Source organism: Burkholderia sp. BCC1996, assembly GCF_905339955.1.
Taxonomy (GTDB): domain Bacteria; phylum Pseudomonadota; class Gammaproteobacteria; order Burkholderiales; family Burkholderiaceae; genus Burkholderia.
In genome coordinates, this window is record NZ_CAJPHM010000030.1 from 56,491 (window position 1) to 69,969 (window position 13,479).

Consider the following 13,479-nt stretch of genomic DNA (forward strand, 5'->3'; position numbering starts at 1 on the left):
GAACTGCTGGATTCAGACGGACCCGGCCGCACGCTTGCGCAGCAGCGACAGGCCGATCGCGACGCAGGTCGCGACGAGCAAAAGCGTGGATACCGACGCGATCGCCGGATCGACGTTCTCGCGCATCCCGTCCCACATGCGGCGCGGCAGCGTATAGACGTTCCGGCTCGAGATGAACAGCGTGACGACGAGCTCGTCCCACGACAGGATGAACGCGAACACCGCGGCCGACAGCACGCCCGGCCGGATCGACGGCAGGATCACGTAGCGCAGCGTCTGCGCGACGTTCGCACCGAGGCTGCGCGATGCCTGCTCGATGCGCAGCCCAACGGTCGCGAGCGACGCCGAAACCGCCACCACGACGTAAGGCACCGACAGCACGACGTGCGACAGGATCGCGGCGGGATAGCTGTCGAGCATCCCGAGTTCGCCCCACAGCCGGTAGAACGCGAGCGCCGACACGATCGGCGGCACGATCAGCGGGAACAGGATCACGCCGCGCACGAACTCGCCGCGCCGCGACGCGACTTTCCACAGCCCGATCGCGCACAGCGTGCCGAGCCCGACCGAGATCGCCGACGACACCAGCGCGATCAGCCCGCTCTGCAGGAAGCTCGACACCCAGCCGTCGTCGTCGAGCAGCACGCGGTAGTGCCGCAGCGACAGCGCGCCGTCTGGCATCGACAGGTAGTCGCTCGGCGTCAGCGAGACGGGCACCGACACGAGCAGCGGCAGCATCAGGAACAGGATCGCGGCCCACGCGATGCCGACCACGAGCGCGCGTCCTGCGGTCATTCGGGTGTTCATCGGAACCTCCTCCGTTCGGGTCAGCGCGCGCCGAACAGCTCGCGCAGGTCGACGAAGCGCGCGAGCAGCGCGAGCGCGGCCAGGATCGACGCCAGCAGCAGCGACGCGAGCGCCGCCCCGCTGCCCCAGTTCACGAGCTGCAGGATCTGCGTGCTGATGTATTCGGCGATCATCACGGTGCGGCCGCCGCCGAGTATCACCGGCGTCACGTAGAAGCCGAGCGAGAAGATGAACACGAGGATCGCCGCGCCGACGATGCCCGGTCGCGTCTGCGGGAAATACACGTTGCGGAACGTGACGAACGCGCCCGCGCCGAGCCCCTGCGACGCGCGCGCGAGCTGCGGATCGATGCCCTTCATGTTCGCGTACAGCGGCAGCACCGCGTACGGAATCATGAAGTGGATCATCCCGATCACGACACCGACCTCGTTTCGCATCAGCGGCAGCGGCGCGTCGATCAGCCCGATGCGCAGCAGCAGCGTGTTGACGAGCCCCTGCTCGCCGAGCAGGAACAGCCACGAGAACGCGCGCACCAGCACCGACGCCCAGAACGGCACGAGCAGCCCGAACATCAGCGCCATCCGTTGCCGCGGGCCGACGTGGGCCATCGCATACGCAATCGCATAGCCGAGCGCGACCGAACACACGGTCGTGACCGCGCACACGCGCAGCGTGGTCCACAGCACGCGATGCACGCCATGATTGCCGAGCAGCCGCGCATAGTTGTGCAGGCCCGGCTCCGGCACCGTGAAGCCGAGCCACAGCACGCGCACGAGCGGATACACGTACAGCACGATCAGCACCGCGAGCAGCGGCACGACGAGCAGCCAGTAACGATCGGCCTTCGCGCGGCCGAGCGGGACCGCGCCCGCGACGGGAGTAGACAGGGTATTCATGGCGTCACGCTCACGAGGCGGCGGCTCAGGACGACATCAGGTCGGTGTACTGCGCGAGCGTCGCTTCGTAGTGCTGCGCCCACCACTCGGGATTCACCTTGCACTGCTTTGCCCAGTTCTCCGGCGTGCCCGGGTTGTCGGCGCGCAGTGCCTGCGGCACCGCGGCGGTCGCGGCCGGCGTCACCGGCCCGTTGCCGAGCAGCGACAGCAGGCGCACCTGCGGCTCGACGCCCTGCACGAACTTGATGAACTGCCAGACGGCATCGCCCGACGGATTGTTCTTCGGCACGCCCCACACGTCGCACGACGCGAGCCCCTGCTCCCACGTATAGCGGAACCGGCCATTGCTCTCGCGCTGGATCACGTTCGCGCGCGTATGCCAGATGCACGCCATGCTGACTTCGCCGTTGCGCAGCAACTGCAGGCTGTCCGCGCCCGAATCCCACAGCAGTACGTTCGAGCGCAGTTCCTTCAGCTTTTTCAGCGCGCGCGGCACGTCGATCGGATAGACCTTGTCCTTGTCGACGCCGTCGGCCATCAGCGCGGCTTCGAGCGCGCCGCCCATCCATTTCCACAGCCCGCGCTTGCCCGGAAACTTGCCGACGTTCCAGAAATCGGCCCAGTTCTTCGGCGGATTCGTGCCGAACTTGCGCGCGTCGTAGACGAGCACGTAGCTCAGCAGGTACGACGGCACGCCGAAGTCCGATGCGAGCCCCGGCAGCGTGTTGCGGCCGACGACCGAATAGTCGATCGGCCGCAGGAAGCCCTGCTTGCCGAGCTTGATCGCCGCGAAGCCGTCGAGATCCATCACGTCCCAGATCACGTTCCGGTTCTCGACCATCGCCTTGATCTTGCCGTCCTCCGGCGACGAGTCGTAGCCCATCCGGATGCCGCTCGCCTTCGTGAACGGGTCCATGTACGCGGAGCGGAACGCCGAACGCGCTTCGCCGCCCCATGCGCTGAGCACGATTTCCTTCGGGTTCGACGCGAGTGCGTCCTTCGCGCCGAGCGACAGCAGCGTCGGCGCGATGCCGGCCGCCGCGCACAACCGCAGAAAATCGCGGCGGCGCTGCGACGTCGCCGGTTGAAGTTCGCGTGCTTGGTCGAGCAGGTCCCGCAGATGGCGGTTCGTCATGGTGTCTCCTCCAGGCTGGTCAGCGCCCGCACGCGTCTCGTCGTTTTCGGGCATCGGCGAATCGGTGAATCAGTGAATCCGTCAGTCGGTGAGTCGGCGGCGACGGCGGCTCGTGCCGCGTCGCGCGGGATGCAGCGTGCGCCGCGTCAGTCGGCCGCGATCCGACACGTCGCGTCGCGCTCCCACTGCACGAACACGTCCATGCCGCTGCGTGGTGACGCGAGCCCGCGCCATGCGGGCACGTCGGCCGTCACGCAGCCGAGCGCCGGCGTCTCGATCTCGAAGCGGTACGACGAACCGAAATAGCTCCAGTGGCGAATGCGGCCCGCGACTTCGTTGTGCGCGCCGCCGCACGACGTCGCCGACACCGCGACCTTCTCCGGGCGCAGCGCGAACAGCAGCGGCTCGTCGGGCCGCGCACCGCACGCAGGCGCGACGAAGCGCGCATCGCCGACGCGGTAATGCGTCGTCGAAGCATCGCCGCCGAGCGCGACACCTTCGATGAAATTGCTCTTGCCGAGGAAGTCCGCGACGAAGCGGTTGGCCGGCTGCTCGTAGAGCCCGTCCGGCGTGCCGATCTGTTCGAGCCGGCCGTCGCGCATGATCGCGATCCGGTCCGACATCGACAGCGCTTCCTCCTGGTCGTGCGTGACGAACAGGAACGTCGCGCCGAGCCGCTCGTGCAGCGCCTTCAGCTCGACCTGCACCTCGCCGCGCAGCTTGCGGTCGAGCGCGCCGAGCGGCTCGTCGAGCAGCACGAGATCGGGATCGAACACCAGCGCGCGCGCGATCGCGACGCGCTGCTGCTGGCCACCCGACAACTGGCGCGGCAGGCGATCGGCGAGATGGCCGAGCCGCACGAGATCGAGCGCGGCCTTCACGCGCTTCACCGCGTCGGGCCCCTTCTGCTTGCGCACCATCAGCGGATACGCGACGTTCTGTTCGACCGTCATGTGCGGAAAGAGCGCATAGCCCTGGAACACCATCCCGAAGTTGCGCTTCTCGGGCGGCAGCGCGACGATGCTGCGGCCGCCGACGCGCAGGTCCCCGCTGCTCGGATGCTCGAAGCCCGCGACGATCGTCAGCAGCGTCGTCTTGCCCGAACCCGACGGCCCGAGGATCGTCAGGAATTCGCCGCGCGGAATGTCGATCGTCGTTTCGCGCAGCGCGTGCACGCTGCCGTAGCGCTTCGACACGCGATCGATCTGCAGGCCCGCGCCGCCCGCCGCATGCCGCGCCGCTGCCGCGCGTGCCGCATGCGCCCCGGTCCTGCCGCCCTCCACACCTGCCGACGTCTCCATCACCGCGCTCATCGTGTGTCTCCTGGTCGACTCACAATTGGGTTGAACGTTCATTTAACAGAACTTATACTATGCCGAAATGCGGTCCGCAAGTAGCGGCGACCCTTGCCGGCTCTGACACCACCCCGACACACAACAACCAGGAGACAGTGATCAGCATGAGCATCGAGGACATTCGAATCGAACGGCACGACGGCGTCGTGACCATTCGCCTGAACCGCCCGGCGAAACGCAATTCGCTCGCGCGGCCGCATCTCGACTTTCTTCGCGAGACGCTCGACGCGCTCGCGAACGATCCGGCCGTGCGCTGCGTCGTACTGACCGGCACCGGCAGCGCGTTCTGCGCGGGCGCGGACGTCGACGAATGGGCCGAGGCCGAGCGCAACGGCGAACTCGACACCTACGGCTGGACCGAGCGTGCGCACCGTTTCGTGCAGACGCTCGCCGCATTTCCGCGTCCGACGATCGCCGCGCTGAACGGCTCGACGGTCGGCGCCGGCACCGACATCGGCTTCGCGTGCGACTTCCGCATCGCGAGCACGGCCGCGACGCTGCGCTGCGGGTATACGGGCATGGGCTACAGCCCCGACATGGGCGGAAGCTGGTTCCTGCCGCGCATCGCGCGCCCCGACGTCGCACGCCGCTTCATCTTTCTGAACGAACGCTGGAACGCGCAGGACGCGCTTGCCGCGGGGCTCGTGTCCGACGTCGTCGACGCCGACGATTTCGCGACACACGTCGCCGCGTTCGCCGCGCGTCTGGCGCAAGGGCCGAGCGTCGCGTTCGGCCACACCAAGGCGCTGCTCGCGCAATCGCTCACGCACACCCTCGCCGAGCAACTGCGCGGCGAGCTGGCGGCCGGCGTCGCGTGCGGTCACAGCGAGGACGGCCAGGAAGCGCTTCGCGCGTCGGTCGAAGGTCGCGCACCTCATTTTGTCGGGAGATGATCGATGGATTTTTCGCTGACCCAAGAGCAGGAAATGCTGGTGACGTCGCTGCGTCAGTTCGTCGAGAAGGAACTGCAGCCTCATGAATTCGCGGTCGATCGCGCGGACGACGTGCCGCCCGAACTCGCCGACTCGATCCGCCGCAAGTCGCTCGAGCTCGGCTTCTATGCGTTCAACATGCCCGAGAGCGCCGGCGGCCCGGGGCTCGACTACGTGACGCAGGCGCTCGTCGAACGCGAGCTCGGCCGCACGAGCTGGGCGCTGCACGTGTTCGTCGCGCGGCCGAGCAAGATCCTGATGGCGTGCAAGGGCGACCAGGTCGAGCGCTACCTGAAGCCGGCCGTGCGCGGCGAGCGCGTCGACTGCTTCGCGCTGACCGAGCCGGGCGCCGGCTCCGACGCGATGGGCATCCGCACGCGCGCGGTGCGCGACGGTGACGACTACGTGATCAACGGCAGCAAGCACTTCATCAGTCACGCGGACACGGCCGACTTCGTGATCCTGTTCGCCGTCACCGGCGAGGAGGAAGTACGCGGCCAGAAGCGCAAGCGCGTGACCTGCTTCCTGATCGACAAGGACACGCCGGGCATGACCGTACGGCGCGGCCCGCACTGCACGAGCCTGCGCGGCTATCACCAGTCGGAGATCTTCCTCTCCGACTGCCGCGTGAGCGCCGCGCAGATCCTCGGCGAAGAGCATCGCGGCTTCGAGCTCGCGAACGACTGGCTGACCGCCGGCCGCGTGATGGTCGCCGCGAACAACATCGGCCGTGCGCAGCGCGCGTTCGAGATGGCCGCCGAATGGGCCGCGACGCGTCATCAGTTCGGCAAGCGCATCGGCGACTTCCAGGGCACGTCGTTCAAGCTCGCGGACATGCAGACCGAGATCCGCGCGGCGGAACTCGTCACGCTGTACACCGCGCAGAAACTCGACCAGGGCACGATGACCGACGGCGACGCCGCACTCGCGAAGCTGCTCGCGACCGAGACGCTCGGCCGAGTGACCGATCACGCGGTGCAGATCTACGGCGGCATGGGGCTGATGGACGAACTGCCGATCGAGCGCTTCTGGCGCGATGCGCGCATCGAGCGCATCTGGGAAGGCACGTCCGAGATCCAGCGCCATATCCTGTCCAAGGAAATCCTCCGACGCTACAGCTGACGCGAATCGTCGCGCCGGCGCGTCCGGCGCGACTTCCGAAAGGACCTTTCATGACTTCCTCTCCCGCAGTCAGGGATCGCCGCGCGGCCGCCGCGGCCAATCTGCGCCGGCTGCTCGACCCGGCCAGCATCGCGTTCGTCGGCGGACGCGGCATCGCGGGCGCCGTGCAGCGCTGTCGCGATTACGGCTATGCCGGCGATATCCGGCTCGTCAATCCGAATCATGTGGAGATCGACGGCGTGCGCTGCCATGCGAGCGTCGCCGACCTGCCCGCCGCGCCGGACGCCGTGTTCGTCGCGGTGCCCGCGCGCCAGGCGATCGACGTCGTGCGCGCGCTCGCCGCACGCGGCGCCGGCGGCGCGATCGTCTATGCGTCGGGTTTCTCCGAAACGGGCGCCGACGGTGCCGCGCTGCAGCAGGCGCTGGTCGACGCGGCCGGCGACATGGCCGTGCTCGGGCCAAATTGCTACGGCCTGATCAACGGGCTGAACGGCAGTGCGCTGTGGCCGGTCGCGCATTGCGCGCCGCGCGTCGAATCGGGCGTCGCGGTGATCACGCAGAGCGGCAACCTCGCGTACAACCTGTCGATGAGCGCGCGCTCGGTGCCGTTCGCGTATCTCGCGAGCGTCGGCAACCAGGCGTCGGTCGATATCGCGCGTCTCGTCGATGCGTTCGTCGACGATCCGCGCATCCGCGCGATCGGCGTGCATCTCGAAGGGCTGAAGGACGTGCGCGCGTTCAGCGAGGCCGCGGCCCGCGCGCTCGCGCGCGGCGTGCCGATCGTCGCGCTGAAGAGCGGCACGTCGACGCTCGGCGCGCAGCTCGCGATGAGCCACACGAGTTCGCTCGCGGGCTCGGACACGCTGTACGACGCGCTGTTCCGGCGGCTCGGCGTGATCCGTGTGAAAGATCCGGTCGGCCTCGTCGAGACGCTGAAGCTGCTCGCGATCGCAGGCGTGCCCGAGCGCCGCACGCTCGCCGCGCTGGCGACGTCCGGCGGCGATGCGGGGCTCGTCGCCGATCTCGGCGAAGCGCGCGGCATCGCTTTTCCGCCGGTCGGCGATGCCGGCCGCGACGCGCTCGGCAACGTGCTGCCCGCGTACGCGACGATCGCGAACCCGCTCGACTTCACGACCACGCCGTGGGGCGACCCCGACAAGATGCGCGCGTGCTGCGACGCGCTGCTCGCCGATCGCCCGGGCGCCGCCGCGATGATCCTCGACTATCCGCAGGAAGCGACCGGCGAGCGGCCGCTGTGCGACATCGCCGCGGACGCGTACGCGGCGTCCGCACGCCAGCACGGCGTGGTCGGCGCGGTGATCTCGGTGTTTCCGGACCTGACGCCGCCCGATCACGCGGCCCGCATGGCCGCCGCCGGTATCGCGCCGCTGCAGGGGCTGGCCGACGGGATCGCTGCGATCGGCGCGGCGATGGCCTACGGCGACACGCGCCGCCGCGTGCTCGACGCCGACGCGCTGAACGCGCTGCCGGTGCTGCGCGCGGGCGACGGCGGCCACGGCACCGCGACGCTGCACGACGAATGGGCGAGCAAGCGGATGCTGGCCGCGCACGGGCTCGACGTGCCGCCGGCCGAATGCGTCGCGCCCGCCGATGCGCCGGCCGCCGCGCAGCGGCTCGGCTTTCCGGTCTGCGTGAAAGTGGTCAGCGATCGCCTGCCGCACAAGACCGAGGCCGGCGCGGTCGCGCTGAAGCTCGGCTCGCCCGAAGCCGTCGCCGCGGCCGTCGTGCGAATGACCGAACAGGTCGCGCGTTATGCGCCGGATGTGCACGTCGAACGCATCCTCGTCGAGAAGATGGCCGACGCACCGCTGCTCGAGCTGATCGTCGGCGTGAAGCGCGAGCCGAATTTCGGTCTCGCGCTGGTGCTCGGCACCGGCGGCGTGCTGGTCGAACTGATCCGCGACACCGCGACGCTGCTGCTGCCGGTGCGCGAAAGCGACGTGCGCGACGCACTGCTCGGGTTGAAGCTCGGCCCGCTGCTGAACGGCTATCGCGGGCGGCCGAAGGCCGATCTCGATGCGGTCGTCGCGAACGTGATGGCGATCGCACGCTTCGCACAGGCGCATGCCGACACGCTCGTCGAACTCGACGTCAATCCGCTGCTGGTGATGGAACGCGGCGCGGTGGCCGTCGATGCGCTGGTGCGGCTCGACGCGTGATGCCGGCCTGAAACGCGGCGGCCCGCTTGCGTGATGCGCGAGCGGGCCGCCGCCTGATTGCCGAGTCGTCCGTCGAAAACGAAGAACGCCCTGCCGTTCAGATCACCTTTCCTGGATTCAGTAGTCCGAACGGATCGAATGCATGCTTGAGATGTCGCATCGCGGCGATCTCGGCGTCGCTGCGCGAACAACCGAGCCAGTCGCGCTTGTAGCGGCCAATCCCGTGCTCGGCCGACACCGAGCCACCCGCGTCGCGCACGAGCGGATACAACACCGCGTCGACGTCGTGCGCGCCCTCGCCCGTCGCATACGGCGCGGAAACGCACACATGCAGGTTGCTGTCGCCGAGGTGGCCGAAGAAGAACACGTGCGCCCCGGGCCAGCGCGCGTTCAGCGCGCGCTCGCACGCGTCGATGAACTTCTCCGTCGCGCGCGGCGGAATGCCGACGTCGAAATTGACGACGCCAGGGAGATCGTCGATCGCGAGCCCTTCGCGCACCGTCCAGAAGGCCTGCGCATCGGCCGCGGTCTGCGCGAGCGCCGCATCGTCGATCAACCCGCGTTCGAGCCAGTCGGCCAGCACCGCTTCGAACCGTTCGGCCGTCTGCGCGGCATCGCCGCTCGCGCATTCGATCAGCACCTTGACGCCGCCGTCCGCCGGCAGCGGCGCGCGCGTGCCGGGCGTATGCGCGCACACGTAGCCGTAGAACGCCGGCCACATCGCCTCGAAGCTCAGCAAGTCCGCGCATGCGGCACGCGCGTCGCGCAGCAGCGCGAGCGCCGCGGCCGTATCGCGCACCGCGCACAACGCGGTGGACGGCGCGGCGAGCCGCGGATGGAGCCGCAGCACGACGCGCGTGATGACGCCGAGCGTGCCTTCGCTGCCGACGAAAATCTGCCGCAGGTCGTAACCCGCGTTGTTCTTCAGCATCTTGTTCAGCGAACTGAGCACGGTGCCATCGGCCAGCACGACCTCGAGGCCGAGTACCTGCTCGCGCGTCGTCCCGTAGCGGATCACGCGATTGCCGCCCGCATTGGTCGCGACGTTGCCGCCGATCTGGCACGAGCCGCGCGCGCCGAGATCGATGCCGAGCGCGAATCCCGCGTCGTCCACTGCCTGCTGCAGCTCCTGCAGCGTCGTGCCGGCCCACGCGGTGACGGTGGCCGCGTCCGCATCGATCTCGACGACGCCCTTCATGCGGTCGAGCGACAGCACGACGTCCTGCGCACCGGGCCCGGCGCCTGCCGCGAGGCCCGTCATCCCGCCCTGCGGCACGACCGTCTGACGATACGCGGTGCAGATCGCGAGCGCACGGCTCACGTCGTCGACGCTGCGCGGCCGCACCAACGCGCGCGGCCGCGGGCCGGCCGCTTCGCCGTAGTTCGTGAAATGACGCGCGCCGATGGCGTCGCCCACGCCGATGCAATCGGCGCCGAGTGCGTCGCGCAATGCGGCGACGACGTCGCCGTTCAAGGAAGGATCGGACATGATCGACGGGGCCGGCCGAACCCGGCCCGGGAACGAGTGAGGATCAGAAATTGTGCCGCATGCCGATGCGCGCGGCGGCCTGCGTGCGGCTCGTCGACGGCGTGAAGCTGTAGCCGATCACCGCGTCGACGCCGTTCGATGCACGCATCCAGTCGACCGCCGCATACACGTCGGTGCGCTTCGACAGCGCGTAATGCGCGCCGAGCGCGACTTCGTGCCAGTGATGACCTTCGAACGTCGTGTACTGATAGCCGGCGACGAGCGACAGCGGCACGGTCGCCTGGTACAGGCCGCCCGCTTCGTACACGCGCATCGTCGACGATTGTCCGTAGCCCTTGAACGTCGTGTTGCTGAAGTCCGCGTTCAGCGTCAGCTTGCCGAACGTGTACGACGCGCCGACACCGAAGATCGATTGCGAATCGATCGAGAACGGCGTCGAATCGTGCAGGTCGGTGACGGCGCCCGTCGCCGGGTCGACCGTCGCGACCGTCTGCCCGAGCATCGTCCGCACGCCCATCTGCGCATACGGATCGAGCGCGGCAAGCCGGCGTGGCGCGTTGAGCCGCGTGTAGTTGCCGCCCGCCGAGAAATCGCCGTGCGTGTAGCTCGCGCCCACGCTCCATGCGCTCCCGTCATGGAAGCTGCCCGCGTCGTTGCTGAACGAATACATGCCGCCGACCACGAGCCCGTGGAAGCTGTTGCTGACGAATTTCACCGCGTTCTGCAGCCGGTCCCCGCTCTGGCGGTCGAAATCGCCGAGATGCACGCCGTAGCCGCTGCCGAACGCGCTGACGTTGTACGCGGCCGTGAAGTCGAATGCGAAGTCGTACTGATTACCGAACGTCAGCGTGCCCCAGTCGTTGCCGAGCCCGACGTACGCCTGCCGCCCGAACATCGCGCCACCCTGGTTCAGCCTGCCGGTGCCGAGCCGGAAGCCGCTCTCGAGCTTGAACACCGCCTTGTTGCCGCCGCCGAGATCCTCGGTGCCCATCAGGCCGAAGCGGTTGCCGTACGACACGCCGTCGTCGAACAGGTACGCATGCGCGCCGCCCGTGTTGTTCACGTAGGTGATGCCGCCGTCGATGATCCCGTACAGCGACACGCTGCTCTGGGCATGGGCGTAGCCGTGGACCATCACCGACATCCTGCCGGCCAGCAGGAAGCGCTTCTTCATTTTCGGTGTCTCCGGTTGCCGCGCGCGGCGGCTCGATTTTCGTTGTGCGTGAACGCCGCCCGCCTGCTTCGCTTCGGCACCGCGGCGCTGGCGAGTATAGGTTTTGCTGAATGAATGTTCAATAGATTGACGAGATCGGATGCACCGGTGTTTACACCCATCGGCGATTTCATTATTGAAAAAACGTTCAACCCGTCATAACATCGACCGGCAGCCCCGCGGACGACGTGCGGGCCCGTTCCGAACCTCGGAGTGCACTGGATGACGACCACCCTCAGCCCCGCCGCCGAGCCGCGCCTGCGCTCGGCCTACGAAGGACAGAAGTCGCGCCCGTACGACCCGGCCGCGCCGATCGCGACGCCGCTCGAACTGCATCGCTGCATCGTGCAGCCCGAGTGGGTCGACTACAACGGCCACATGAGCGAGTCGTGCTACCTGCTCGTGTTCGGCGACAGCAGCGATGCGTTCTTCCGCTACTTCGGCATCGACGACGACTATCGCGAAGCCGGCTGCTCGATCTATTCCGCGGAAACGCACATCCGCCACCTGCGCGAAGCGATGCTCGGCGAGCCGCTGCGGCTCACGGTGCGGCTGCTCGACCTGGACGATCGCCGGCTGCACGTGTTCCATTCGATGCATCACGCGACGACCGGCGCGCAACTCGCGACCGGCGAACAGCTGCTCACGCACGTGGACATGCGCGCGAAACGCTCGGCGCCGTTTCCGGACGCGATCCGCCGGCATCTCGACGCGATTCACGCCGAGCATGCGTGCGCGCCGCGCGAGCCGCACGCGGGCCGTGCGATCGCGATCCGCCGCGCGGCCCCTGCTGCTTCCGCTGCCTCCACTTCCCGCTGACCGAGCCGAACCACGACGGAGTTTTCCCATGCAGACGCACGACGCCTGGCGCAGCCGCGCCGGCCAGCTCGACATCGCTTCCCGCGCGTTCGTGGACGGCACGTTCCGCGACGCGCACGACGGCGCCACCTTCACATGCACGAGCCCGATCGACGGCCGCGTGCTCGCGCAGGTCGCGCATTGCCGCGCGGCCGACGCCGACCTCGCGGTCGCCGCCGCGCGGCGCGCGTTCGAAAGCGGCATCTGGCGCGACGCGTCGCCGCGCGAACGCAAGCGCGTGCTGCTGCGCTGGGCCGCGCTGATCCGCGAGCACGCGAACGATCTCGCGCTGCTCGAAACGCTCGACACCGGCAAGCCGATCGGCGATACGACCACGATCGACATCCCGTCCACCGCGTATTGCGCCGAGTGGTTCGCCGAGGCGATCGACAAGACCGGCGGCGAGGTCGCGCCGGCCGACGCGCATCTCGTCGGGCTCGTCACGCGCGAGCCGATCGGCGTGGTCGCGGCTGTCGTGCCGTGGAATTTCCCCGCGATGATCGCGATGTGGAAATGCGCGCCCGCGCTCGCGGCGGGCAACAGCGTCGTGCTCAAGCCGTCCGAGAAGTCGCCGCTGAGCGCGCTGCGGCTCGCCGCGCTGGCCGTGCAGGCCGGGCTGCCGGCCGGCGTGCTGAACGTGCTGCCGGGGTTCGGCGATGCAGGCGAAGCGCTCGCGCGGCATCCGGACGTCGACTGCATCGCGTTTACCGGCTCGACCGCGGTCGGCCATAAAGTCGCGCGCTGCGCGGCCGATTCGAACCTGAAGCGCGTATGGCTCGAACTCGGCGGCAAGTCGCCGCAGATCGTGCTGCCCGATTGCCCCGATCTCGAACGCGCGGCGCGCACCGTCGCGCATGCGGTGTTCTACAACACCGGGCAGATGTGCACGGCGGGTTCGCGCCTGCTCGTCCATCGCGCGATCCGCGACGAACTGGTCGCGCGCGTGCTCGCGATCGCGCCCGAGTATGCGCCCGGCGATCCGCTGTCGCCCGACACGCGGATGGGCAGCCTGATCGACGCCGCGCAGGTCGAGCGCGTGCTCGGCTACGTCGACGCCGGCCGCGACGAGGCGACGCTGCTCGCGGGCGGCCGGCGCGCGCGCGCCGCGAGCGGCGGCCAGTACGTCGAGCCGACCGTGTTCGACTGTCCGCGGGCCGATGCGCGGATCGTGCGCGAGGAGATTTTCGGGCCGGTGCTGGCGGTGACGGCGTTCGACGATCTCGATACGGCCGTCGCGCTCGCGAACGACACGCGTTATGGGCTCGCGGCGTCGGTGTGGACCGCGAACCTGACGACCGCGCACGAAACCGCGCGGCGGCTGCGGGCCGGCACGGTGTGGGTGAACGGCTACGAGGAAACCGACGACATGAACTTCCCGTTCGGCGGCTTCAAGGAATCGGGCAACGGGCGCGACAACTCATTGCACGCGCTGGAGAAGTACACGGAGTTGAAGTCGACGGTGATCCGGTTGCGGTGATATCCAGCAGAAACT

11 protein-coding genes are annotated in these 13,479 nt (G+C 68.8%); 5 read left to right on the forward strand and 6 right to left on the reverse strand.

Annotated features, from left to right (window positions below):
* Nucleotides 1-12 precede the first annotated feature (12 nt).
* The 4 genes from U4Z64_RS31555 to U4Z64_RS31570 form a co-directional block, all read right to left on the reverse strand.
* Complete coding sequence (locus U4Z64_RS31555; protein ID WP_044843928.1) at nucleotides 13-807, reverse strand: ABC transporter permease; 795 nt, start codon at nucleotides 805-807, stop codon at nucleotides 13-15.
* Nucleotides 808-827: 20 nt separating this feature from the next.
* Entirely contained in the window at nucleotides 828-1,703 is an 876-nt protein-coding gene (locus U4Z64_RS31560) for an ABC transporter permease (RefSeq protein ID WP_321822013.1), read from the reverse strand.
* Nucleotides 1,704-1,728: 25 nt separating this feature from the next.
* On the reverse strand, nucleotides 1,729-2,838 hold the full coding sequence (locus U4Z64_RS31565) for an ABC transporter substrate-binding protein (RefSeq protein ID WP_321822014.1): 1,110 nt from the start codon (nucleotides 2,836-2,838) through the stop codon (nucleotides 1,729-1,731).
* A gap of 146 nt (nucleotides 2,839-2,984) precedes the next feature.
* Entirely contained in the window at nucleotides 2,985-4,151 is a 1,167-nt protein-coding gene (locus tag U4Z64_RS31570; protein ID WP_321822015.1) for an ABC transporter ATP-binding protein, read from the reverse strand.
* Nucleotides 4,152-4,297: 146 nt separating this feature from the next.
* Here U4Z64_RS31570 and U4Z64_RS31575 point away from each other — a divergent pair, with 146 nt between their 5' ends.
* From U4Z64_RS31575 to U4Z64_RS31585, 3 genes are read left to right on the forward strand one after another with little or no spacing between them, the layout of a single operon-like run.
* A complete protein-coding gene (locus U4Z64_RS31575; protein WP_321822016.1) occupies nucleotides 4,298-5,086 on the forward strand; it encodes an enoyl-CoA hydratase/isomerase family protein in 789 nt (262 codons plus the stop codon).
* Nucleotides 5,087-5,089: 3 nt separating this feature from the next.
* Nucleotides 5,090-6,247: an acyl-CoA dehydrogenase family protein gene (locus U4Z64_RS31580; RefSeq protein WP_044843923.1), complete on the forward strand. Its 1,158-nt coding sequence runs from the start codon at nucleotides 5,090-5,092 to the stop codon at nucleotides 6,245-6,247.
* A gap of 50 nt (nucleotides 6,248-6,297) precedes the next feature.
* Nucleotides 6,298-8,427, forward strand: a complete 2,130-nt coding sequence (locus U4Z64_RS31585) for an acetate--CoA ligase family protein (RefSeq protein WP_321822017.1) — start codon at nucleotides 6,298-6,300, stop codon at nucleotides 8,425-8,427.
* Between the two features lie 97 nt (nucleotides 8,428-8,524).
* Here U4Z64_RS31585 and U4Z64_RS31590 read toward each other — a convergent pair whose 3' ends face one another.
* Together U4Z64_RS31590 and U4Z64_RS31595 are read right to left on the reverse strand one after the other, a co-directional pair.
* Nucleotides 8,525-9,916, reverse strand: coding sequence for an FAD-binding oxidoreductase (locus U4Z64_RS31590; protein WP_321822018.1), 1,392 nt, complete (start codon nucleotides 9,914-9,916; stop codon nucleotides 8,525-8,527).
* Nucleotides 9,917-9,959: 43 nt separating this feature from the next.
* Nucleotides 9,960-11,090: a porin gene (locus tag U4Z64_RS31595; protein ID WP_321822019.1), complete on the reverse strand. Its 1,131-nt coding sequence runs from the start codon at nucleotides 11,088-11,090 to the stop codon at nucleotides 9,960-9,962.
* A gap of 261 nt (nucleotides 11,091-11,351) precedes the next feature.
* Between U4Z64_RS31595 and U4Z64_RS31600 the strand changes: the two genes are divergently transcribed.
* Nucleotides 11,352-11,948 (forward strand): thioesterase family protein, encoded by a 597-nt coding sequence (locus U4Z64_RS31600; RefSeq protein WP_321822020.1) that lies wholly within the window; start codon nucleotides 11,352-11,354, stop codon nucleotides 11,946-11,948.
* 28 nt (nucleotides 11,949-11,976) lie between these two features.
* Nucleotides 11,977-13,464: an aldehyde dehydrogenase gene (locus U4Z64_RS31605; RefSeq protein WP_044843918.1), complete on the forward strand. Its 1,488-nt coding sequence runs from the start codon at nucleotides 11,977-11,979 to the stop codon at nucleotides 13,462-13,464.
* The last annotated feature ends 15 nt before the right edge of the window (nucleotides 13,465-13,479 follow it).